We start from the raw sequence: 22,067 nt of genomic DNA, 5'->3' as shown, positions 1-22,067 counted from the left end.
AAAACTAATTACAGGTATATTCATTATGGGAGATTTTGACAATAGAGAGCGCGAAGAGGTTTTTTCAAAAAAGGTGAGAGCCGGGAAGAGGACTTATTTTTTTGATGTAAAGGCAACCCGTTCAAACGATTACTATGTTACAATAACAGAAAGTAAAAAGCGTTTGGAAGATGGGGTTTTTATTAAACACAAAATATTCCTGTACAAGGAAGACTTTGAAAAGTTTGCTGAAGGGTTAAAAGAAACCGTTGACTATATCAGAGCAAACCAGGAAGTTGTTGAAAAACGTTATGAATACGGCGACAATCCTGAAGTAGCAAAAGCATCTGCTGATGAGGATTTCTCATTTGAGATATAACAGAACAAAACTAAACTAATACCATAAAGAAAAACCTGCTTACCAAGCAGGTTTTTCTTGTTTTAAGGGGCTTTTCTCTCCTCATTGCGAGTTACCAAGCCTCACCAAACTCTCTCCAAAGAGTAATAGCCCATCAAAAGGCAGTTTCATCAAATCAGGCTGTTTATCGACTCTCCCCAACATAGCTACGCTTGTCGACCCTCTCTCCGGCTTCGCCGCAAGAGGGTGAAGAATCTTTTCTTTTGTGCTTTATCGATTTTTTAAACCCTCTTTCCGCCGCAGGCGAAGAGAGGGTGGTCCAGCGAAGCGTAGACCGGGTGAGTCTTTTGTATGCCATGCAATCAAAGACTATGCCTTTTCATGGACTATTACTTAACAGTTTAGAGGGGGCTTAGTACCCTTACAACAATGATGCATTTTATTAGAATGGTCTATCTACAGCAGCGTTCCCCGCATCAGTATAACGGCAATGGTAAAGTAAATGATCAAACCGGTAACATCAACCAATGTGGCTACAAATGGGGCTGATGAGGTAGCAGGGTCGGCGCCAAGCTTTTTAAGTATGAGGGGCAGCATAGAGCCGGCTAATGATCCCCAAAGTACAACACCAACAAGCGCGCAGCCTACTGTTAAGCCAACCAATATCCAGTGCGGCCCATAAATAGGCGAAAACATAGTCCAGATATAGATACGCATAAAGCCGATCAATCCGAGGGTTAGCCCCAGCATAAGGCCCGACAATAACTCACGGCGCATTACCCGCCACCAATCGCCAACGGTAACTTCACCCAGGGCCATGGCCTGTATAATCAGGGTTGACGCCTGCGAACCGCTGTTACCACCGCTTGAAATGATCAGTGGGATAAATAAAGCCAGTACAACGGCCTTTTCAATAGCTTTTTCAAAAAAGCCCATCGCCGTAGCGGTAAGCATCTCGCCCAGGAATAAGATGATAAGCCAACCTACACGCTTTTTTACCAGCCGGAACAGGTTAATATCCAGGTATGGCTCATCCAGTGCTTCGGTACCACCAATTTTTTGAATATCCTCAGTGTATTCCTCGTTGGCTATCCATAATATATCATCAACGGTAACGATACCCAGTAAAATGTTCTCACTATCAACCACCGGAAGTGCCACACGGTTATTCATCCTGAATACATTGATGGCTTCTTCCTGCGGATCGCTGGCGCTCAAGGCTATCAGGCGGCCATCCATCAAATCGCTTACCTTTGTTTCGGGTTTAACCAGTAATATCTCACGTATCCTGATATCGTCAAGCAATAAACCGTTTTCGTCAATTACGTAAATAACATCAATGGTTTCGGAATTTTTACCATACCGTCTGATGTGTGACAGCACACGGGTTACATCCCAATTTCTTTTAACAGCAATATAATCCGGTGTCATTAAACGGCCAACACTATCTTCTTCATAACCAAGTAATGATAATGCTTCTTTGCGGTCTTCGGCCGATAGATGCTGGATCAGTTTCTGAACAGCATCGCCATGGAGCTCACTGAAAAGGGCGGTACGGTCATCAGGAGGCAGTTCATTAATAAGATCGGCAACTTTTTGGCCCGAAAGTTTTTTAATAATACGCTCCTGGGTAGGAGAGTCAAGTATGCGGAAAACATTTACTGCTCGGTTTAACGAAAGGGTTTCGATAAACAGGGGGCCATGTTCGGGCAGCTCACCTATGAGTTCTTCTACGTCAGAAATATTAAGGCTGTTCAAATATTCCTGTAATTGGGCATTATCCTGCTGTTCCAGTAACAATTCTATTTGTTCAACCATTTCCATCATAAAAGTTCCTCCTTGTTTTTACATCTTATTACTAATCTGTTTTGCTTTGTTTTAGCGATGGCAAAAGTCGTTTATTTTTTCAAATTATAAGGCAAAATTTTCTGTTATCTTTGCGCAAATTTTAAATCGTCATTTAATCATTTGTCAATAATTTATTGGCAGTTGTTTAAGGTTCACTAACAATGTTTTATAGCTTTTATTTATTGTTTTTTAAACGGAGTTGGTGATTTGAGGTTTAGGATTTAGTATTTAGAAATTTAGAGTTTTACAAAAAATGGGTTTACAATGTGGAATAGTAGGTTTACCAAACGTAGGTAAATCAACACTTTTTAATTGCTTATCAAATGCCAAGGCGCAGGCGGCCAACTTTCCGTTTTGCACTATTGAGCCAAACGTGGGCGTAATTACGGTGCCGGATGAGCGGTTAACAAAGCTTACCGAAATAGTACAACCGAAAAGCATAGTACCAAACACTATTGAAATTGTTGATATAGCCGGCCTGGTAAAAGGTGCCAGTAAAGGCGAGGGATTGGGTAACCAGTTTTTAGGCAATATACGTGCAACCAATGCTATCATTCACGTATTGCGTTGTTTTGATAATGATAATGTAATTCACGTTGATGGTTCTGTTGACCCGATACGCGATAAAGAGATCATTGATACCGAACTACAACTGAAAGACCTTGAATCGATAGAAAAAAAGATTCAGAAGGTTGAGAAAATGGCTAAAACCGGTGGTGATAAAGAAGCTAAGAAAACCTTTGATGTTTTAACCGTATATCGCGAGCATATCCTTTCAGGTAAATCTGCACGTACAGCTCCGGTTGCTGAGGAAGATAAAGAATATGTAGCTGATTTATGGTTGCTTACCGCAAAACCTGTATTATACGTTTGTAACGTGGATGAAGGTTCTGTAAGTAACGGTAACGCTTATGTGGAGAAAGTAAGAGCCGCTGTTAAGGAAGAAAATGCCGAAGTACTGGTAATTTCAGCACAAATAGAATCAGAAATTGCACAAATGGACACTTACGAGGAGCGCCAGATGTTTTTAGAAGATCTGGGTCTTACCGAATCTGGCGTGAATAAGTTAATTAAGGCTGCATACCGTTTGCTTAACCTGGCTACATATTTTACAGCCGGTGTGCAGGAGGTGCGCGCCTGGACTATTACCCAGGGCTTCAGCGCTCCACAGGCTGCAGGTGTTATCCACACCGATTTTGAAAAAGGGTTTATTCGTGCTGAAGTAATTAAATACGACGATTTTGTGAAATTTAATGGCTCAGAGGCGGTAATAAAAGAAAATGGTAAGCTGGCTATTGAAGGAAAAACTTATATTGTGCAGGATGGCGACATTATGCATTTCAGGTTTAATGTTTAGTGTTTTGCCATACCGGTAAACCTAAATGAAAACCCTTATGAAAAAATACTTTTTATTAAAAGCAACGATGTGCCTAAGTTTAGTGATCATTGTTAATATGCAAAAAACTTTGGCCCAAAGCTCAAAATCAATCGCCGAGATAACACAAGCCACCGAGCAATTACGCAAGGCTATGGTTGACGCCGATACGATTACCCTTGAAAAACTTGCATCAAGCGAGTTAAGCTACGGGCATTCAAGCGGTAAAGTGCAAAGTAAAAAGGAGTTTATCAGTGATATTGCTACGGGTGTATCTGATTTTGTATCTATCGATCTTACTGATCAAACTGTTAAAATAGTTGGAAACACAGCTACAGTTCGCCATATATTTTCGGCTGCTACTAACGACAAGGGTAAAGGCCCCGGAACGGTAAAACTCAGCATACTGCTGGTTTGGATCAAAAATAAAGGAGACTGGCAATTGCTGGCCCGTCAGGCTGTAAAGATTCCATAGAGGATATTCAGATATTGTAAAAAATGCTTGCCGGTACCGGCAAGCATTTTTTTATAATAAGCGATTGCTATTAAACTTTTGTTTTTTTCCATTTCCCCATTTTAAACAGAATATACGCCCCGATGGTAAGCCCGACTTCGGCAACTGGGATGGAGATAAAAACTCCCTTAGGCCCCATGCCAAAATACTTAGCCAGTAAATAGGCAAAAGGAATCTGGAAAACCCAAAACGTGAATAAGTTGATTTTAGTAGGTGTCCAGGTATCCCCGGCGCCATTAAACGCGCTTGTTAATACCATACCAAATCCATAAATGATAAAGCCCCCGCTCAGGATATTTAAGGATAAGGTAGCTACCTTTTTAACAGCATCATCCTCTGTGAAAAAGGAGGCAAACAAATGCCCGCAGGTTAAAAATAATACACTCACCACGGCTAAAAATACCACTGCATATCTCATAGTCTGAAATACCGATTGTTCGGCTCTGTCCACATGTCCGGCGCCCAGGTTTTGACCAACTAAGGTGGCTGCGGCATTGCTCAGTCCCCAAACCGGTAACAGGAAAAACATCATGAGCCGCAATGAGGTTTGATAACCCGCCGAACCTGCATCTCCTCCGGTGGTAGCAACTAATTCAGCCAGGAATATCCAGCTGCAGCTGGCAATTACAAACTGTAAAATTCCCGGTGCTGCAATTTTAATAATGGCCTTGATCTGCTGCCAATCAGGTATAAAATAGCTCAAACGAATCTTTAAAATGTTTTTGCCGTTAAATAAGTTATAAACCTGGTAGCTTACACCCAAACTGCGGCCAATAGTAGTAGCTATGGCGGCTCCTGTTAAACCAAACGCAGGGATAGGGCCCAATCCGCGGATAAAGATAGGGCAGAGGATGATATTTGCCATGTTGGCTATCCATAAGCTGCGCATAGCAATAGCCGCATTACCCGCGCCCCTGAAAATACCATTGATCAAAAACAGCAATACAATGATAATGCTGCCGCTCATCATGATTCTTACAAAGTTGGTTCCGTGCTCTGCAGTTTGGGCAGATGCACCCATGATAAGCAGGATATCTTTTGCATGCAGAAAACCAAAAATGCTGATAGCCAAATTAATGATCAGGGCAATTACAATGGTTTGCATCCCGGCCTTTGATGCAGCTTCGGGATTTTTTTCGCCAATGCGGCGGGCAACAACAGCGGTTGCTGCCATGCTTAAACCAATAGCCAACGAATAGATTACGGTAAGTACCGACTCGGTTAACCCAACAGTTTGAATGGCGAGGCTGCTGTTTTTTAAATGGCCTACAAAATAAAGATCAACCAGGGCAAAAACGGATTCCATAGCCATTTCCAGCATCATGGGGATAGCCAATAATACAATAGCCCGTTTTATGCTGATAGCTGTAAGATCAACCTCACGGCCCTTGATAGCTTGTTTTAAAACCGAGAAAAAGGATGATACTTTACTTGGTTTAGTAATGGTTTGCTGCATAAGGTAATATTTGTGGTTTATCAGGATAGGCGGTGCACGGATGCCCGCAGTGTAAAAATACTGAATGCTTTTTTCAGTATCAGATATAGATACTCTTAAATGCGAAATGTTACAGATTATGAAAAAATAACGACTACAGTTTTGACGTATGAGGGAAAACGGCTATAAAATGATATAACTAACAAACTGGCTTTTTAGTTAAGTAAAAAGCAGGGAAACCCGCTTATTTTTAATAACTTTTATATAAATAATATCAAAAAAAATCGTTAAATTAACAACACTAATTAATTCCTGAATTGTCTTTATTATGATGGAGACGCTGACCACATACATGTTCCAGTTTACGTTGGCCTTTATGGTAATACAGGTCTGTATACCACTTTTGATCATTTTCAGAGACAGACACAAGCCCCAAACCCACGGCAATTGCACTGACTTAACCCAGGTAAAATTCGACGAAACCGAACATCAGCATTTTCTCCAGGAAATAGATTCCATTTTAAATATTAATCATATATCACATTGTGATGAATAAATAATGCGTTGCGTATTATCAAGCGTAATCATACACCACCCTATTTTTTGTATAATCCATCATAAATAAAACAATTGAATGTATATATTTGCAGCAATGCTTCCGTAGTTCAATGGATAGAATTATGGTTTCCGGTACCATCGATATGAGTTCGAATCTCGTCGGGAGCACTCTTTAAAGCCTGTCAAGTTACAACCTGACAGGCTTTGTTTTTAAACTAATTACCCAACCTTTACTATGCCGCTTTTATATAGCTTAATAGTTTGTTGTAAAATATCTTCTATAGTTTCAATAGGTAAATCTTTGTCGGCTTCAAATAACATGATCTTCATACGGGCACGTTTTTCGATGATAAGCATGGGATGTTCAAGGTTCTTGCCTTCCACAATACCTATGTATGGCTGGTGCAACTTTTTATGCACCCACAGATAACAAAACATTTTGCCTTTGTAGCAAAAAAATGGCATCCCGTATTTCAAGGATGCCGAAATGTTTTCGTCTTGTTTCAGGATGATCTCGCGAAGGGCCAGCAGGCAGCCTCTTACAGGTTCATCCTTTTGCAGATAAAAGTTATCCAACTGGGTTAACACGATGCCCTCTTTTTACAAATTTAGAAGCAATAAAGGCAAACAAGCCCTGCACTAATCCCGAGGCTATACCTATAAAAATACCGATAATGGCCAGCGCAAGTTGTGGTGAAATTTTGTAGAGGTTGTTATTATACATGGCTGCTTCCTGTGTATGACCTTTTACATAGCTATTGTAGAAAATTACATGTGCCGCAATTATCCAAACGCAATTGAGCAGGCTGAGGCAAAACCCATTGGTAAAATACATTTGCGTACAGTTTTTAGCAATGAGGTACGCGCAAATGATAAAAATAACCGGCCAAAGCATTCCCTCCACATTGCTGGGAATAAAAAAGGCCGTGGCAATACCCATGGCTAAGCCAAATAATGAGAGTTTGAATAGCAAGCTCCAGTTCATGCGGATAGGTTTTATTGGTACTATAAATCTATCCAAAACAAACTGAAAAACAAATAGCTTAAAGCAGAAGTATCAAACCCTCGATGGTACTATTCCAAACATCTTTTTAAACGTGTAGGAAAAGTGTGAGAGGTTTTCAAAACCCACATTAAGATACACCTCTGATGGTTTCTGACCCTTCTCTCTGATAAGGTAATAAGCCTCGGCCAAACGTTTTTGCTGCAGCCATTGCCCCGGAGAGGTTTGAAATATCTTTTCAAAATCGCGTTTAAAGCTGGCAAGGCTGCGGCCCGTAAGTTTGGCAAACTGAGCAGTGGGTACATTGTACATGTAATGCTGATTCATATAAGCTTCAAGATCTATCTTGTAAGGCTCACTAAAGTCAAAAAGAAAATCATAAAGTGTAGGATCAAGCCTTAGCAGCAGTTCAATAGCCTCCCTGGTCTTTAATTCGGCCATGGAGGCTGTGCTTTGCCAGCCATGTTCAAGATAAGGGATTAGCGAGTTAAAATATCCTTTAATAAAAGGGTCGGGTGGGAGCAGATAAATCGGATCGCCGGTATAACGCTTAGCCGGTGCAAACTTATTTTCGGCACTGTATCTCCGTAAAAAATCCTGCTCAAAAAATATATTGACCGATTTGAACTCACCCTCCGGGCCAGGGACTTTTTCTGATTTGATAAGTTGATTCCGCCGAACGAGCGCAATTGTGCCAGGTCCGAAAACACGGGAGCCCTCAATAGTTTTCTGATGGCTTTCGCCTGATATGATATAGCCAAAAACATGTTCGGGCACAAAGGTTTCATTAGCGCGCTGCTTTTTATCTACGCACGAGTACAGCAAGTTGCTGAACAATACATGGCCATCATTTTTCATTTGAATCAATGTTTTAAATATACCATTTACTTTAGTTGGCTCAGCAGCATTTTATCAAAGGCGCGGTCGGGAAGTATTTTGCGCATAAACAAGCCCAGTGAAGCCATATAGCCACCATGGTAACGTGTTTTAGGCTGTTTAGCTTCAATGGCTTTCCTCACCAGGTCAACTATAACTATGGGTTCAGCGTTTTTTGTTTCCGCTTTTTGGGCTATACCGGTAAATTGTTTAGCTATATTTTGATAAGCTGTGTTACCCGAAGTTTTTATCAGGTTATCAATGGCTATATAGCTCCACTCAGATTTGATACCTCCGGGTTCAATAACCACTACATCAATACCAAACTGTTTCACTTCGTTACGGAGGCTATCGCTCAGTGCTTCAAGGGCAAATTTGCTGGCATGGTACCAGCCACCCAAAGCTGCGGCAAATTTACCACCTATAGATGATATGTTGATTATTTTGCCAGAATGTTGTTTACGCATATAAGGTAAAACCAGCTGGGTTAAACGTGCCGCTCCAAATACATTTACCTCTAACTGATAACGGGCATCGCTAATTGGTACGTCTTCTATAGCGCCGTATGATCCAAAACCGGCGTTGTTTATCAGCACATCAATGCGGCCCTCGTTTTTGATAATGGTTTCCACACCGGTTAGCATTGAGGCTTCGTCGGTTACATCCATAGCCAAAACTTTTACGCCAAGCTGTTTGATATCTTCCATTTTTTCAATGCGACGGGCTGCCCCATAAACTATATTCCCATCCTGTTGCAGATGCCTGGCCATTTCTTTACCCATACCCGCGGATGCACCTGTTATTAATATTACCTTTTTCATTTTGTTTGTGTTATTAAATTACAAAACAAAGATGCTGGTAAAAGCATGAGCGCAGGTTTGCTGGGAAGCTCAACTTTACTTTGGTGAGAAGCTCAAAAAATGTGAGAAATAATTAATTTGTCGCCCTTTGTGTTACAGGACGACAAATTAATTGAGTACTATAAGTTTGTTAGAGATCGCAATCAGCATGTTCAACGCCGTTGCCTGCTTTTAAAAAACAGCTTTTGATGGTGTCGGTAATATCCGAAAGATTAAAGGGTTTTGCAATAAAAGCATCAGAACCATAGTTGCCTAATGATTCTAACACCCTTGGATAAGCCGAAACCATAATTACCGGGATGTGTGCCGTTTCGGGCGTGGTTTTCAGCATGTGGCAAAGTTCGCCGCCATTTATTCCAAACAAAATGTAATCCAGAATTACCATATCAGCATTATAGCTAATGGCTGCCTTACAAATATCATCCGTAAAGTTCAAACTTTGAACTTCGTAACCCTCCATCTCAAGTGTGTCTTTCATCACTTCGAGTATATCCTCGCTATCATCAAGGATCAAAATTCTTTTAGGCATATTATTAAATTGGTACTCTTAATAACGATTGGCAAACAGCTTTTGTTTTTAACTAAATTCTTATTGCTGTAATAATTAAGTTACAGGTTAAATTTTAAGATCGGTAACCAGTAAATGCATGGTTTTTAGGATGGTATCTAAATGAGCCGGTTTGCCTGTTACCCGGGCTATCATGATGCCTCCTTCAACCAATGCTATTATAGTAAGTGCTGTTCGGGCCACATCTGTATCGGGTTTAAATTCACCGGCATCAATGCCCCCCTGTATCAGGTCTTCAAGTCGTTTTTTCCATTTTATAATTATCTGTGCAACCTTTTCCTTCAATAGCGGATTGGTATCATCAGCATCAACGGCGGTATTTAATATAGGGCAGCCACCCTCAGGAAAATTTTTATTACTGAAATTATGATACACGGTGGAGTAAACCATCAATTTTTCATAATAGGTAGATGCCTTATCCATTAATGCAGCCACCTGTTTACGAACTTTACCGGTATTGTATTCAAACGCAGCAACGGCAACTTCTTCCTTATTTTTAAAATTACCATAGATGCTGCCTTTGGTAAGCCCGGTAGCCTCAGTTAAATCAGACATCGAAGTGCCTGCATATCCTTTTTTATTGAAGATCCCCGATGTAGACTCAATGATGAACTGCCGGGTTCGTTCGGCTTTTGATAATTCGGTTTCCATAATACAAATGTACCAACTGGTATTATATTTTTAACGTATTTGGTAAACTTATGATTGTATCATTACAACAATAATTCCATACAACCACTTGCTTTTCAGTAGTGATTACATGGAATTATTTGTAAATAGCTATTTACCTTGGCGCATTCATTGCTTTTAAGGCTTCGGCAGGCGAAGAAAGAAATAATTGATAAAGCTGCTCTGTACCGGCAACCCTGATCTCATAGTTGTCGTTTTCAAGGCTGGCTATAAATTCATCAGCAACTTGTGAGGCTGGGATGCCTTTGTGGCCACCGATCTCTGCAGAAAATTCGGTATCAACCAAAGGCGGCATCAATTCAAATACTTTAACTGAAGTATCGGCCAAAGCAAGCCTTAATGCCTGCGAGTAAGAGTGTAATGCTGCTTTTGTGGCAGAATAAGTTGCGGTTAACTTGCCGGGTACAAATGCAACTATTGATGACACATTTACTATAGCAGACTCTTGTTGCTTTTTAAGCAGCGGCAATAGTTTTTGATTAAGCCTTAACACCGATAGGTAATTGGTATGCATTTCTGCACCGGCTTGTTCAAAAATATCGTTATCATCAACAATGCTGTTAAGTGTGGCGTAGCCCGCATTATTGATCACTATATTTAATGAAGGGAAATCATTGTTTAAGGTGTTTACCAGTTTGTCTACATCGGCGGCATCAGCAATATCAGCATTAATGGCGGTTACATTTTGCAATTGGTCTGCAGCTTTTTGTAAGCGCTCGGCATTACGGCCAACTATAATTACATGATTGTTTTTAGCTGATAATTGTTTAGCAATTTCAAAACCTATTCCTGCGCTTCCGCCGGTAATAAGTACAGTGTTTTGTGAAGCTTTCATTTTGATGTTGTTTTTTGATGATACAAAAATATACCAATTGGTATATTTAAACAATAGCTATTTTTCATGACTGTGTCACATTGTATAAATGTACTGATAATGAACTTGATGTGGAATAAAAAAGCCTGCTGTATTTACTACAACAGGCCGCATATATGGAGTTAATTTAAAAAGGGCTATGGTAATATAAAAACAGATAAGCTGCGTGGCCCGTGAGCCCCAATAACCAAAGATTGCTCAATGTCTGCCGTTTTTGAAGGGCCGGATATAAATGCTCCGTAACCATAATCGGTATTGCCAATTTTGGCGTATGCCTGAGCCATGGTTGGTACAAGGAATCCTCGGCTAATAATAACAGCCAGGTGCTGGCTTATAAAAGGTAACACCCGTACATTCATCTGGGTTTCGGTGAGCCATAATGCACCGTTTTCGGCTACGCCAAAGCCTGCCTGTAAAATGGTTAGTTCAACATCTGCAAAACTGTGCGCCAGTTCATTAGCTACAGCACCTGCATAAGTATATTCGTCAAACTCTTTAATGCCCGATATGATTTTTACATCAGGTTTAAACTCCTTGTGCAGAATGGTTTTGATAGCTTCCATATCGGCCACTTCATATACAAAGCTGCCCCCGGCACTGGCTATAGTGATGTATTGCTGTGTCAGATCGCCAGGGTTATCAGTTAACGTAGTTAGTATTTCCAGATCGGGCAGCTGAGTCTGGGTAAATTCGTTTTTTTTTACTGCCGCTAATATTTTGTCCCTGCTCATTATTTCTTTTCTTCCTTTCTTTTGCTGTACCACTCGCCGAAGGATTGTTCGGGTGCTTTAGGCATTTCTCGGTGTTTAAACCATGGGTTTTGCTGGTTATTTACTGCAAATGGTGCATGTTTAAATACCCAACGGCCAACCTTACCTCCTGTCCTATATAAGGCTGGCGATGACAAGGTGAACGCCATAGCTTTCATAGCTATTGTTTTTGCAGTAGGGCTATAACCTTCTTTTACAATTACCTGCCGCCATTTATAAAGCTGATCATGAATATTGATCTTAACCGGGCAAACGTTACTGCATGATCCGCAAAGGGTGGATGCAAAGGGTAGGTCGGCATATTTTTTCATATCCAGGTTTGGCGCCAGGATTGAGCCTATTGGGCCGGCGATGGCAGTATGATAGCTGTGACCACCGCTTTTACGGTAAACCGGACAAGTGTTCATACAAGCACCGCAACGAATGCATTTTAAAGAGTTGCGGAAATCCTCGCGACCTAACTGTATGCTGCGGCCATTATCCACAATCACAATGTGAATTTCGCGGCCATCCTGTGGTTTTTTAAAATGGCTGGAGTAGGTAGTAATAGGCTGGCCCGTAGCGCTGCGGGTAAGCAGACGTAAAAAAACACCCAAATGCTTTCTTTCCGGAATGATCTTTTCGAGGCCCATGGAGGCTATATGGATTTCGGCCAGATGGGCACCCATATCGGCATTGCCCTCATTGGTGCAAATGACAAACTCCCCCGTTTCGGCTATGGCAAAGTTAACACCGGTAAGCGCGGCCCGACGGGTCAAAAATACCTCACGCAAATGCTGGCGGGCAGTTTCAGTTAATATTTTAGGATCCGATTCGCCTTTAGCTGAACCCAGGTGTTCATGGAAGATATCGCCTATTTCTTCTTTCTTTTTATGGATACATGGCAGCACAATGTGGCTGGGAGGTTCATTGGCCAGTTGAACAATACGTTCTCCTAAATCAGAATCTATTACATCAACGCCATGTTCTTTCAGATATTCGTTCAAATGGCACTCCTCGGTAAGCATTGATTTGCTTTTAACCATGCGGTTAATACCCCGGTCGGCCAACAATTTATGAATTATCTGGTTATGCTCGGCTGCATCGGCAGCCCAGTGAACCACTAAACCATTTTTAAGGGCGTTGGCTTCAAACTGTTCCAGGTAACTGCTCAGGTTTGATAATACGTTGTTTTTGATCTGCGACGCTGTTTCGCGCAGCAGTTCCCATTCAGGCAGTTTGTGGGCGGCAATATCACGTTTGGCGCGTACCCACCAAAGGGTTTCGTCGTGCCAGTCAACACGCGGTTCATCTTTATTAAAGGCTGCCGCTAATTCCGCGTGGCTTTTGGTGGTACTATTACTCATGGCTGCTATGGTTTAAGATTTCTGCAACATGAATTACTTTAACATTACTGTTTTGCCTGCGTAAAATACCTTCCATGTGCATCAAACATGAAAGATCGGCAGAGGTGATGTATTCTGCCCCATGTTCAATATGATCTTCCACACGGTCTTTTCCCATTTTTGAGGATACTGCTTCTTCGGCAACGCAAAACGTTCCGCCAAAGCCACAGCAGTCATCCTGCCGGCCCAGTTGTACCAGCTCAAGCCCTTGCACCATATTAAGCAGATGAGCGGGTTTACTAAAAGCCGGTGCAACCAGCTCGCTCATTTGTGATATTTTTAAGCCACGCAAGCCATGGCAGCTATTGTGTAAGCCAACCTTGTAAGGAAAATTGGCCTGCAGATTTTCAACCTTTAATACATCAACTAAAAACTCGGTAAGTTCATAAACCCTTTTGCGTATCTCAATAGCTTGTTCTTCCTTCTCCGGCGAATGCAAATGTTCTTTTATATGCAATGTGCAACTGCCCGATGGGCACACGATATAATCGTATCCTGAAAAATTATCAACGAATAAATTATTGCAACCAGTAGTGAGATGTTCATAACCGGAGTTGGCCATAGGTTGGCCGCAGCAGGTTTGATTTTTAGGATAGTGTACATCAACACCCAGTTTTTCAAGTAATTGTAGCGTGGCTATTGCTGCCCCGGGATAAAACTGGTCAACATAGCATGGTACAAATAAAGCTACCTTCATTTTATAGTTTTTTACTTTAATTGGTTAAAGCAATATTAGCAGTATACGCGGTAAAACCATCCTTAAGTGTCTTTAAGAGTTTTTAAACAAAGAATTACCTTGCTGGCAGGGGTTATGCGATACTTAATTGGTTTATCTGCTCATCAATGTAGTTTATACAGCTGCATGCTAAACAACGAAATTACGGCGATTGTTGACAAGTGTTATCAGCTTTTTTTGCAAAAGATTAATGATAATTAGCGTAAAAAACGGCTAATTTATCACTTATATCAAACTATTTTAAGGGGGAACTTATTCGGTTACGTAGGCCAGCTTAGCGTTTTTATAAGTGTTTTTTTGAAGCTGAACTTTTAGCTTTTTAAAGCTTTCGGTAGGGCCCTGGGTAATGAACATATTAAGCAGCCAGGCGGGCACGCTGCCTCCGGGATCTAAGTGAAGGGTATATTCTACTTTTACCTGTCCGCTATCTGCGGGGGTAATTATCCATTTACCAACAGAGTGCTCAATGCGTACTATGCCATCTTTAACCGGCACCATATCAGGAAGGCAAGGGGCGTCAACGGTGATTACCTTAGTAGCGGGGTCCTGGGTAACTTTAATGTGGGCTATAAAATCGCGGTTATGAACCGGCCAGGGGATGTTAACTTCTGAATAATAATATAATTCTGTTGGAGATACCTGTTTAATTAAGCTAACAGATTTGGTATGATAAACCCAATCCAAGCTGCCATTTATATCCAGCAGCACGGCAACCAATTGAGCTGGAGTTGCATTCAGGGTACATTCAACCTTAATGGCCTTTATTTTTGAATCAGGTACGTGGCGCGTGTAAACTTTAATGCCTTCTTTATTAGTGCTTAATGACCAGGGTTCCTCAGCTTTAGCTATAATTAAAGTGAGTAAAAAGAGCAGGGTTAAAGTTATTTTTTTGTACATGATTAGCCGGACTAATATTATGTAACAAAAATATATACAAAACAAGCCGGTTGAGTAACCGGCCTGTCAGGATAGGGTCATTTGATGTTAAGGAAATATTAATATGAAAAACCTATGTCAATTGGCAGAGGTCTTTACTTCAAAAGTGTAATTTCCGGCACTCACCTTATACGGTTGTGCACTACTAATTAGCTTGGCGCCCTGGTAAACTTTACCCTGCGGAAAAGTAATAGAAGCCCTTGAATTTGCAGGTATAGTAACTTTATATATTACTGCATTGCCTGTGCGCTGCCATGAAGATATTATTTCACCATAAGGCCCATTATGAGTAGCGGTAAACTCATTTAGGCCCGGTGCAAAATGAGGCTGCAGTATCACGTTTTTGAAACCCGGATGATTCTGATCTGCATGAATCCCCGCTATGCCCTTAAACAGCCAGGCTCCTATTTCGCCAAACATAATATGATTGAGGGAAATGTCAGACTTGGCATCAATCTTCCAGTTTTCATATAAGGTGGTAGCGCCATTAACCATCCACCAGCCCCATGAAGGGTAGGTTTCCTGCGATGCTATTTTGTAAGCAACATCGGCGTAACCATTATCACTCAATGCACCCAAAATTGCTTTCGCACCTAAAATACCCACATCAAGGTGAAAATTATCAGCCTCAACACGTTTGGCCAGATTGGCCGCCACTTTACCCTTCATGTTTTTAGGAACAACATCCCAGTAAAGAGGTACGCTTAATTCTGTCTGCAAACCTTTACCATATATGCCGGTTTCGGTATTCAGGTATTTAGCGTTGATGGCATTTTTAATTTTGGTTGCCAATGCCGAGTATTTCGCAAAATCGGCTTGCTTGCCTAATATTCTGGCGGCCTTAGCCAATATGCTCGCATCAGCATAATAATATACAGATGAGGTAAGCTCAACCGGCGATACCGATTTTACCGGTACCCAATCGCCCAGGCCCCAGGTTGTTAAGCCTGTAGGGTAAAGTTCATTGATATGGTTTACATATTTCTGAATGCTTGTATAGCTATCAGCAAGTAACTTGCTATCGCCGTAAAACATATAGATATTCCATGGAATAATGGCAATGGTACTCGTCCAGTCGGGACCGTTACCCCATTCATAACCCCAGCCACCAGTTGGGATAATAGATGGCAGTACACCATTGGGCTGCTGCTCATCTCGGTGGTCGGCAAGCCATTTTTCGTAAATAGTTATGGCGTCAAAGTTATACAGGCCGGTTTCACTGGCAATGTGTGCATCGCCTGTCCAGCCGTTCTTTTCGCGTTGAGGGCAATCGGTAGGATAGCCGAAAAGATTGCTCAAGTACGAGTTGTTGGTTGCCTCCCAGATTTGGTTTATGGTTTTGTTTGACGATGTTACGGTACCAATAGGCGCAACATCGCTGTGCATAAAATAGGCTTTAAGGCTTTCTTTGGTAAGCTCAATGGGTTTGCTGCTACTAACCTCAACATATTGAAAGCCTTTGTAATTAAACTTTGGCATGAAGGTTTCCTCGCCTTTGCCGCTCAGGATAAATATATCGGTTTGAAAAGGATCTTTATCGTCAGTTGGCCTGTAATGCAGATCGATATTGGATTGATCAACATGGCCGTTCTTGTTTAACCGTTCTGCATGTTTCAGACGGATCACTGTACCCGAATCGCCCTTTACAGTAGTTTTACTAACGCCGGATATGTTACGGCCAATATCAAATACCCACAGGTTGTTATCAACTTTGGTGATAGTTTTAGAGGCTATTTCTTCTACATTGCGGATAGGCTGCAAGCTTTGCGCTACAATGTTCTGAGAAGGAGCAGACCGGAAAATAGCCGGTTTCCAGGTACTGTCAACAAAGTTTGGAGTGTTCCAACCGGGTTGTTCTTTTCGGGCATCGTAATGTTCGGCAGTATAAATACTGTTAAAAACTACCGGGCTCAGCGATGTTTTCCATTCTGTGTTTGACGTTACAGTTTCAACAGAGCCATCGATATAAGTGATACGCAGATCCATACAAAAAGTAGGGCGACCGCGCCATGGTGCCTGGTGAAAGTACCATACGGCAGTACTCTGGTGATTATACCAGCCGTTACCAAGCAACACGCCTATCGCATTTTTACCTTCTTGCAACTGCGCGGTAACATCGTAAGCTACATATAAGGTACGCCTGTCAAACCGGGTATACATTGGGTCAAGGCGATGGTTACCAATTTTTTGCCCATTAATATACATTTCGTACAAACCAGCAACGGCAATGTAGGCTCTTGCCGAACGTATTTGCTTGGCTACTTTAAACGTATGCCGAAAATAGGGGGCAGGGTTAACGGCAATACCTTTATTATCGCTTATCCATGAACCTTTCCAATTGCGCATATCCATCATGCCGGTTTCAAAACTGGCAATGGATGATGGTTGGAGTCTTTTGCCTGTTCCATCCCATAATTGTACACGCCAGTAGTATTTGGTAAATGGAAGTAATGCTTTGCCCTGATAACTAACCAAATTTGCTGCTGATGAAATCTTTGCGGTTAGCCAGCTGTCGCCTTTACCTGAACTTACTGCCACAGAATCGGTACCTGCAATAAGCTGGTAAGCAGTTTGAGTAGCACCTTCTCTGTTATCAGCCATTTGCCAGCTTAAACGAGGGTGCTGCGAATCAAGGCCGATAGGATTAATCAAATGTTCTGATTGTAAGCCTGTGGCTTTGCCTGGTGTTTGAGCATCTGCAGGTTGAGTAATGACACTACCAAGCAATAAAGCAATGTAAAGCACTGGCTTACATAAAGATTTATTCATATAAATGTTTCAAAACGGTTTATAAAAACATTAAATGCTTTTAGCAAGCGAGCGGGTAAAAGGTAAAAGCTTGTTTCAAACATTAAGTTAATGAGGTTAACAACAATGTTAAAAGGATATTTTGGTTTATGCAAGGCTAACTATCCTGTACTGTCTGCCCGTTTATAGGATAGTTACAGTAATGGACGCAGCGTGGGCCAAACATTGTTGGCCATAATACGATAACCATCGGCAGATGGATGAAGCATATCCGGAAGGTTAAGATGAGGTTTACCGGCTACATCGGCCAGATAAAAAGGTACAAAAGCCATTTGATTGGTATCTGCCAGCTTCCGGAATATGGCCCTGAACTCAGCAGCGAATGCTCCGGGGATAAATGCCGGAATTTCCATACCCATCAAGGCCAGCTTTATAGCAGGAAATTTAAGTTTTACCTTGTTGATGATGGCTTGCAGGTTTTTGTGAGTAGTTTGGGGCGAAATTCCCCGAATAATATCATTGATACCCAATTCCAGCACAAATACATTAATGGGGCGGTTTGTCCAATAATCTAAACGTAAAAGCCCTCCGGCTGATGTATCCCCGCTTAAACCACCATTAATTACATGATAAGGTAACTGTGCGGTGTTAATTTTTTGCTGTATAAGTGCCGGAAGCGATTCTGTTTTAGCATCTTTTAAGCCATAGCCAGCTGTAAGACTATCGCCAAAGAATAGAATATTGTTCATAGAGCGTGGCGCGGAAACTGCTAAAATTTATTGTTATCTCTGAAGTTTTGCGCACGCACAGCTATTTGTTCTAAAGTAAGTTCGCCGTATTTTTTGGCACGATCCATCCATTCGGGCCCGTTTTCGGCCAAATCATCGATAATTGATTTTCCGTCAGGACCTTTCTTTGTTACGTAGTTTATGCCGTAAGCAACTGCTGCACCAACGACAAGAAATTTCAATAAGCCCATAATTTTACTTTTTGTGTTTAATATGACAATGATGGTGCCAGTTTGTTACATGGCCTGTTTATAACATATTTAAGCTATTTAAAAGTATAATGTTTTAATTACTTTTACGGCAAAAGCTTGTTATTATATGTTTTTTATTCTTTCAAAAGTACTATCATTTTTACTTTTTCCGCTGGTGTATGTATTTGTTTTATTACTGGTAGCAATTTTTTCAAAAGATACCAAAAGGAAGCGTAAGTTCCTCATTTACGCGGTAGTTGTACTTTATATTTTTTCAAATTCATTCCTGATAAACCGGTTTGCTCAGGCCTGGGATATTGCCCCTGCAAAACTGGAAAAGGGGAAAGTGTACAATACGGTCATTGTGCTGGGAGGCTTTTCATCTGATGATAAAGATGGTAAAGGAATGTTTAATAATGCGGCTGATAGGTTTATACAAGCTGTGCTTTTACAAAAAACAGGCAGGGTAAAAAATGTTTTGATAACCAGCGGTAATGGTAATTTAATGCCATCGGCCTTCAGAGAAGGAACCTGGGCAGGTTATCAATTAAAAGCGGCCCAGATACCAGATAGTTGTATCTTGATAGAAGATAAATCACGCAACACGCTTGAGAATGCTTCGTTTACAAAAGCATTACTGCAAAAGAAAGGACAACAGGGGCCATACTTGCTTGTAACTTCTGCCTTCCACATGCGCAGATCAATAAGGATATTTAAAAAAGTTGGATTGGATATTATTCCTTATCCATGTAATTATATTGCCGGTACAAACGGTATTGGCTTGGACGAGTTGATACCCAGTGCCGATGCTTTAAGCAAATGGAGTACCTATATTAAAGAGGTTATTGGACTAACAGTGAATTATGTTTCAAACAAAGGTTAACCGTAATGCTTATTTATAAAACTTAAAATGATATATGGGTATACTATTAGTTGAGGATGAACCAAATGTAGTATCGGTAATAAAACGGGGGCTTGCTGATTTTGGCTTTGAAGTTAGCGTAGCTGCAAATGGTGCAACCGGTTTACAAATGGCCCTCGACAATGATTTTGACCTGGTGATATTAGATGTAATGCTGCCTGTTATGGATGGTATTCAGGTATGTAAACTCATCAGGCAACAAAAACAGAATATACCTATTATCATGCTCACGGCGCTTGATTCTACAGAAAATATTGTAAGCGGTCTGGATAGCGGTGCCGACGACTACCTGGTTAAGCCCTTTAAAATAGCCGAACTGGCCGCGCGCTTACGCACCCTGCTGCGCCGTAAAGGCGGCGATGGCTTACCTAAAACTAGTATATACGCTATCGGTAACGTTGAACTTGATGCCGAATCAAAGATTGCCTATCGGGATAAAGAGCCTTTAAAACTTACCGCGACGGAATTCAGGCTGCTGGAGTATTTCATCAAAAATCAAAAAAAGGTGTTGTCGCGTATTCAAATACTGGAAAGTGTTTGGGACATTGATTTTAATATGGGTACCAATGTAGTTGATGTATACGTAAACTATCTGCGTAAAAAATTAGAGAAAAATGCCACTCCGAAACTGATACATACGGTTTTTGGTATGGGGTATATGATGAAAGAGGGCGATCCGGATGAAAATACAAAGTAAGATAACCCTGCTTTTCCTGATGCTTTCGGGTGTTATATTGATACTGCTCAATGTTACCATATTTTACCTGGTATACAGGTTTGGGTTTGATGATTTTTTTAAACGCCTTGAAGCGCGGGTTAATATCTCTGCCGACGTTAATATTTTTCCGAGTGCAAAAAGCACCGCCTATCAGGAAATGAGGAATAAATACCTGGAGCGGTTAGAAGAAGAGCAAGCATACTTATTTAATATTGATACCTTAAATAAAATTCATATTAAAGGTTATGTAGATGCCAAAAGCGATTTTATCAGGAAGATATTAAGAGAAGGGAATGCTCGCTATAAACATGATAATACCTTTTATGCCGGCAAGCAATTTAAGAAGGGTACTGAAAAGTACATTGTAATTGTTTCGGCATCAGACCCGGCAGGCTTTCAGGAGTTGAAGGATCTGCAGGAAATATTGATCTACGGTTTTTTAGCTGCTATGGTGCTGGTTTATTTTGTAGGTAAGATATTTTCTTTTTATACCTTTCAACCCATCAGGCGTATCATCAGTAACGTTAAAAACATTACAGCCAATAATCTGCACTTTAGGCTTGACGAATTGAGCGGTAAAGATGAGGTTGCGGAGCTTTCCTATACGTTTAATGACATGCTCAACCGGCTGGAAACGGCCTTTGAAACGCAGAACAACTTTGTAAGCAATGCTTCGCATGAACTGCGCACACCATTAACCATTATTAGTACCGAGGCTGAACTGGCTTTGAGTAAACATGATGTAAGCCTTGAGCAGCGCGAAATATTTAATACCATACACTCAGAGTCGGAAAAGCTGGGGCAAATACTAAGCAGCCTGCTTTCATTGGCCCAATCGGGTTTTGATGGTAAAAAACAGCGCTGGGAAAGTATAAGGATAGATGAAATGGTAATGATTGCATCAGAATCTGTTAAAAAGATAAATCCAGAGAGCAATATCGAGATAGACCTGGCTGATCTGCCTACTGATGAACGGCTACTTTATGTGAGCGGTAACAGCAATTTACTCAGGCTGGCCATTACCAACATTATCAGCAATGCCTGCAAATATTCGGATAACCGCATGGTAAAGATCAGGATGCTGGCCGAAAACAATAAAGTTATCGTTTCTGTGGCCGATCAGGGCATTGGCATACCGCAAACTGAACTGCAGCATATATTTGAGCCTTTTTTCCGGGCCTCAAATACACATCGTTACGAGGGGTATGGTGTTGGGCTACCTTTAACATTAAATATTATACGGTTACATAAGGGTAGCATAGGTATTCGCTCGGAGGTAGGCAGCGGTACAGAGATCAAAGTATTTTTACCGGTTGATGCATCCGCATAAATTCTAATCAAATTCTAATAAGTTTCTTAAACCGTCTTAATTATTGGGGGCTAATCTTGTATCAAACAAAACGATAGAAGTTAAACCATTAATAATTACGACTATGAAAACGCTGCTCATCCCCACCGATTTTACATATCAGTCACTTCAAAGTATCCCCGAAATAGCCCAGCAATATTATCCTCAAAAGCTTAATATTATGTTGGTGCACATGTTAAAAATAACTGATTCTATCAGCGAGTTGCTGATGCTTTCGCGCCGTTCTGCCGAGATCAGGCAAATACCTGATAATTTTTATAAAAGATGTCGCGATCTTGAAAAAGATTACAGCCATTTAATTAACCGTATCCATATTGATATTTTTTATGGCAGCACCGTAGCTGTTTTTAACAACTACCTTGATGCGCATGAAGTTGATGGCATTGTGCCGCCGCATAGTAATTACAAGTTGTTATTTAAAAACAGCATCGATCCGGAAATACTCATTGAAAAGAGCGCTGTGCGGGTAATAAATATCGCTGAAATAACAGGGCCAATGGTTGATATCATCACCCCTGAAAACGAACTGATTGAACAACAGTAATAGATCACCTAAATCAAAATAT

23 protein-coding genes and 1 tRNA gene are annotated in these 22,067 nt (G+C 41.1%); 8 read left to right on the top strand and 16 right to left on the bottom strand.

Translation table 11 applies throughout. From position 1 onward, the window contains the following. Window positions 1–25 precede the first annotated feature (25 nt). The gene (locus QWZ01_RS12100) at window positions 26–358 is read left to right on the top strand and encodes a DUF3276 family protein (RefSeq protein WP_290323591.1); all 333 of its coding nucleotides are present in this window, start codon (window positions 26–28) and stop codon (window positions 356–358) included. Between the two features lie 435 nt (window positions 359–793). Here the strand turns inward: QWZ01_RS12100 and mgtE are convergent, their stop codons facing one another. Further along, entirely contained in the window at window positions 794–2,164 is a 1,371-nt protein-coding gene (gene mgtE, locus QWZ01_RS12095; protein WP_435404564.1) for a magnesium transporter, read from the bottom strand. A gap of 274 nt (window positions 2,165–2,438) precedes the next feature. Between mgtE and ychF the strand changes: the two genes are divergently transcribed. Together ychF and QWZ01_RS12085 are read left to right on the top strand one after the other, a co-directional pair. Continuing rightward, on the top strand, window positions 2,439–3,542 hold the full coding sequence (ychF, locus tag QWZ01_RS12090) for a redox-regulated ATPase YchF (RefSeq protein WP_290323590.1): 1,104 nt from the start codon (window positions 2,439–2,441) through the stop codon (window positions 3,540–3,542). 37 nt (window positions 3,543–3,579) lie between these two features. Further along, the gene (locus QWZ01_RS12085) at window positions 3,580–4,035 is read left to right on the top strand and encodes a nuclear transport factor 2 family protein (RefSeq protein WP_290323589.1); all 456 of its coding nucleotides are present in this window, start codon (window positions 3,580–3,582) and stop codon (window positions 4,033–4,035) included. A gap of 70 nt (window positions 4,036–4,105) precedes the next feature. Here QWZ01_RS12085 and QWZ01_RS12080 read toward each other — a convergent pair whose 3' ends face one another. Next, window positions 4,106–5,530 carry an MATE family efflux transporter gene (locus QWZ01_RS12080; protein WP_290323588.1) on the bottom strand — a complete coding sequence of 475 codons (1,425 nt, stop codon included), beginning with the start codon at window positions 5,528–5,530 and terminating at the stop codon, window positions 4,106–4,108. Between the two features lie 633 nt (window positions 5,531–6,163). Between QWZ01_RS12080 and QWZ01_RS12075 the strand changes: the two genes are divergently transcribed. After that, window positions 6,164–6,235: transfer RNA gene (locus QWZ01_RS12075), tRNA-Arg, on the top strand. Window positions 6,236–6,286: 51 nt separating this feature from the next. Here QWZ01_RS12075 and QWZ01_RS12070 read toward each other — a convergent pair. From QWZ01_RS12070 to QWZ01_RS12005, 14 genes are all read right to left on the bottom strand, one after another. Then, on the bottom strand, window positions 6,287–6,643 hold the full coding sequence (locus QWZ01_RS12070) for a DUF1801 domain-containing protein (protein WP_290323587.1): 357 nt from the start codon (window positions 6,641–6,643) through the stop codon (window positions 6,287–6,289). Continuing rightward, entirely contained in the window at window positions 6,636–7,052 is a 417-nt protein-coding gene (locus QWZ01_RS12065) for a hypothetical protein (RefSeq protein ID WP_290323586.1), read from the bottom strand. Before QWZ01_RS12065 ends, QWZ01_RS12070 begins: the two co-directional genes overlap by 8 nt. A gap of 72 nt (window positions 7,053–7,124) precedes the next feature. Next, window positions 7,125–7,928 carry a helix-turn-helix domain-containing protein gene (locus QWZ01_RS12060; RefSeq protein WP_290323585.1) on the bottom strand — a complete coding sequence of 268 codons (804 nt, stop codon included), beginning with the start codon at window positions 7,926–7,928 and terminating at the stop codon, window positions 7,125–7,127. A 26-nt stretch (window positions 7,929–7,954) separates the two neighbouring features. Next, entirely contained in the window at window positions 7,955–8,767 is an 813-nt protein-coding gene (locus QWZ01_RS12055) for an oxidoreductase (protein WP_290323584.1), read from the bottom strand. 169 nt (window positions 8,768–8,936) lie between these two features. After that, on the bottom strand, window positions 8,937–9,335 hold the full coding sequence (locus QWZ01_RS12050) for a response regulator (protein ID WP_290323583.1): 399 nt from the start codon (window positions 9,333–9,335) through the stop codon (window positions 8,937–8,939). An 87-nt stretch (window positions 9,336–9,422) separates the two neighbouring features. Beyond that, window positions 9,423–10,025 carry a TetR/AcrR family transcriptional regulator gene (locus QWZ01_RS12045; protein WP_290323582.1) on the bottom strand — a complete coding sequence of 201 codons (603 nt, stop codon included), beginning with the start codon at window positions 10,023–10,025 and terminating at the stop codon, window positions 9,423–9,425. A 133-nt stretch (window positions 10,026–10,158) separates the two neighbouring features. Next, on the bottom strand, window positions 10,159–10,899 hold the full coding sequence (locus QWZ01_RS12040; RefSeq protein WP_290323581.1) for an SDR family oxidoreductase: 741 nt from the start codon (window positions 10,897–10,899) through the stop codon (window positions 10,159–10,161). A 176-nt stretch (window positions 10,900–11,075) separates the two neighbouring features. Beyond that, the gene (locus tag QWZ01_RS12035) at window positions 11,076–11,669 is read right to left on the bottom strand and encodes a LutC/YkgG family protein (RefSeq protein ID WP_290323580.1); all 594 of its coding nucleotides are present in this window, start codon (window positions 11,667–11,669) and stop codon (window positions 11,076–11,078) included. Continuing rightward, entirely contained in the window at window positions 11,669–13,054 is a 1,386-nt protein-coding gene (locus tag QWZ01_RS12030) for a lactate utilization protein B (RefSeq protein WP_290323578.1), read from the bottom strand. The genes QWZ01_RS12035 and QWZ01_RS12030 overlap by 1 nt, the downstream gene beginning before the upstream one ends. Then, on the bottom strand, window positions 13,047–13,790 hold the full coding sequence (locus QWZ01_RS12025) for a (Fe-S)-binding protein (protein WP_290323577.1): 744 nt from the start codon (window positions 13,788–13,790) through the stop codon (window positions 13,047–13,049). The genes QWZ01_RS12030 and QWZ01_RS12025 overlap by 8 nt, the downstream gene beginning before the upstream one ends. Before the next feature lie 291 nt (window positions 13,791–14,081). Then, window positions 14,082–14,726, bottom strand: coding sequence for an START domain-containing protein (locus QWZ01_RS12020; RefSeq protein WP_290323576.1), 645 nt, complete (start codon window positions 14,724–14,726; stop codon window positions 14,082–14,084). A 117-nt stretch (window positions 14,727–14,843) separates the two neighbouring features. Then, window positions 14,844–17,534: an alpha-L-rhamnosidase gene (locus QWZ01_RS12015; RefSeq protein ID WP_290323575.1), complete on the bottom strand. Its 2,691-nt coding sequence runs from the start codon at window positions 17,532–17,534 to the stop codon at window positions 14,844–14,846. 173 nt (window positions 17,535–17,707) lie between these two features. After that, entirely contained in the window at window positions 17,708–18,262 is a 555-nt protein-coding gene (locus tag QWZ01_RS12010) for an arylesterase (RefSeq protein ID WP_290323574.1), read from the bottom strand. Window positions 18,263–18,282: 20 nt separating this feature from the next. Next, window positions 18,283–18,492 (bottom strand): YtxH domain-containing protein, encoded by a 210-nt coding sequence (locus tag QWZ01_RS12005; protein ID WP_290323573.1) that lies wholly within the window; start codon window positions 18,490–18,492, stop codon window positions 18,283–18,285. A gap of 127 nt (window positions 18,493–18,619) precedes the next feature. On the opposite strand from QWZ01_RS12005, the gene QWZ01_RS12000 reads away from it, so the two are divergent. The 4 genes from QWZ01_RS12000 (at window position 18,620) to QWZ01_RS11985 (ending at window position 22,045) form a co-directional block, all read left to right on the top strand. Beyond that, complete coding sequence (locus QWZ01_RS12000) at window positions 18,620–19,375, top strand: YdcF family protein (RefSeq protein WP_290323572.1); 756 nt, start codon at window positions 18,620–18,622, stop codon at window positions 19,373–19,375. 34 nt (window positions 19,376–19,409) lie between these two features. Continuing rightward, a complete protein-coding gene (locus QWZ01_RS11995; RefSeq protein WP_290323571.1) occupies window positions 19,410–20,111 on the top strand; it encodes a response regulator transcription factor in 702 nt (233 codons plus the stop codon). Next, window positions 20,095–21,462 carry a HAMP domain-containing sensor histidine kinase gene (locus tag QWZ01_RS11990; protein ID WP_290323570.1) on the top strand — a complete coding sequence of 456 codons (1,368 nt, stop codon included), beginning with the start codon at window positions 20,095–20,097 and terminating at the stop codon, window positions 21,460–21,462. The genes QWZ01_RS11995 and QWZ01_RS11990 overlap by 17 nt, the downstream gene beginning before the upstream one ends. A 103-nt stretch (window positions 21,463–21,565) precedes the next feature. After that, a complete protein-coding gene (locus tag QWZ01_RS11985; protein WP_290323569.1) occupies window positions 21,566–22,045 on the top strand; it encodes a hypothetical protein in 480 nt (159 codons plus the stop codon). Window positions 22,046–22,067 lie beyond the last annotated feature (22 nt).

It is taken from the genome of Mucilaginibacter aquaedulcis, from assembly GCF_030409325.1.
In the GTDB taxonomy this organism is placed as follows: Bacteria; Bacteroidota; Bacteroidia; order Sphingobacteriales; family Sphingobacteriaceae; genus Mucilaginibacter; species Mucilaginibacter aquaedulcis.
The sequence above is the reverse complement of the archived record's forward strand: the minus strand, read 5'-3'. Positions and strand labels throughout refer to the sequence as shown.

Coding starts and splice junctions, on each gene's coding strand:
- QWZ01_RS12100 (WP_290323591.1), top strand. CDS start 26: ATGGGAGATTTTGACAATAGAGAGCGCGAAGAGGTTTTTTCAAAAAAG.
- mgtE (WP_435404564.1), bottom strand. CDS start 2,164: ATGATGGAAATGGTTGAACAAATAGAATTGTTACTGGAACAGCAGGAT.
- ychF (WP_290323590.1), top strand. CDS start 2,439: ATGGGTTTACAATGTGGAATAGTAGGTTTACCAAACGTAGGTAAATCA.
- QWZ01_RS12085 (WP_290323589.1), top strand. CDS start 3,580: ATGAAAAAATACTTTTTATTAAAAGCAACGATGTGCCTAAGTTTAGTG.
- QWZ01_RS12080 (WP_290323588.1), bottom strand. CDS start 5,530: ATGCAGCAAACCATTACTAAACCAAGTAAAGTATCATCCTTTTTCTCG.
- QWZ01_RS12065 (WP_290323586.1), bottom strand. CDS start 7,052: ATGAACTGGAGCTTGCTATTCAAACTCTCATTATTTGGCTTAGCCATG.
- QWZ01_RS12060 (WP_290323585.1), bottom strand. CDS start 7,928: ATGAAAAATGATGGCCATGTATTGTTCAGCAACTTGCTGTACTCGTGC.
- QWZ01_RS12055 (WP_290323584.1), bottom strand. CDS start 8,767: ATGAAAAAGGTAATATTAATAACAGGTGCATCCGCGGGTATGGGTAAA.
- QWZ01_RS12050 (WP_290323583.1), bottom strand. CDS start 9,335: ATGCCTAAAAGAATTTTGATCCTTGATGATAGCGAGGATATACTCGAA.
- QWZ01_RS12045 (WP_290323582.1), bottom strand. CDS start 10,025: ATGGAAACCGAATTATCAAAAGCCGAACGAACCCGGCAGTTCATCATT.
- QWZ01_RS12040 (WP_290323581.1), bottom strand. CDS start 10,899: ATGAAAGCTTCACAAAACACTGTACTTATTACCGGCGGAAGCGCAGGA.
- QWZ01_RS12035 (WP_290323580.1), bottom strand. CDS start 11,669: ATGAGCAGGGACAAAATATTAGCGGCAGTAAAAAAAAACGAATTTACC.
- QWZ01_RS12030 (WP_290323578.1), bottom strand. CDS start 13,054: ATGAGTAATAGTACCACCAAAAGCCACGCGGAATTAGCGGCAGCCTTT.
- QWZ01_RS12025 (WP_290323577.1), bottom strand. CDS start 13,790: ATGAAGGTAGCTTTATTTGTACCATGCTATGTTGACCAGTTTTATCCC.
- QWZ01_RS12020 (WP_290323576.1), bottom strand. CDS start 14,726: ATGTACAAAAAAATAACTTTAACCCTGCTCTTTTTACTCACTTTAATT.
- QWZ01_RS12015 (WP_290323575.1), bottom strand. CDS start 17,534: ATGAATAAATCTTTATGTAAGCCAGTGCTTTACATTGCTTTATTGCTT.
- QWZ01_RS12010 (WP_290323574.1), bottom strand. CDS start 18,262: ATGAACAATATTCTATTCTTTGGCGATAGTCTTACAGCTGGCTATGGC.
- QWZ01_RS12005 (WP_290323573.1), bottom strand. CDS start 18,492: ATGGGCTTATTGAAATTTCTTGTCGTTGGTGCAGCAGTTGCTTACGGC.
- QWZ01_RS12000 (WP_290323572.1), top strand. CDS start 18,620: ATGTTTTTTATTCTTTCAAAAGTACTATCATTTTTACTTTTTCCGCTG.
- QWZ01_RS11995 (WP_290323571.1), top strand. CDS start 19,410: ATGGGTATACTATTAGTTGAGGATGAACCAAATGTAGTATCGGTAATA.
- QWZ01_RS11990 (WP_290323570.1), top strand. CDS start 20,095: ATGAAAATACAAAGTAAGATAACCCTGCTTTTCCTGATGCTTTCGGGT.
- QWZ01_RS11985 (WP_290323569.1), top strand. CDS start 21,566: ATGAAAACGCTGCTCATCCCCACCGATTTTACATATCAGTCACTTCAA.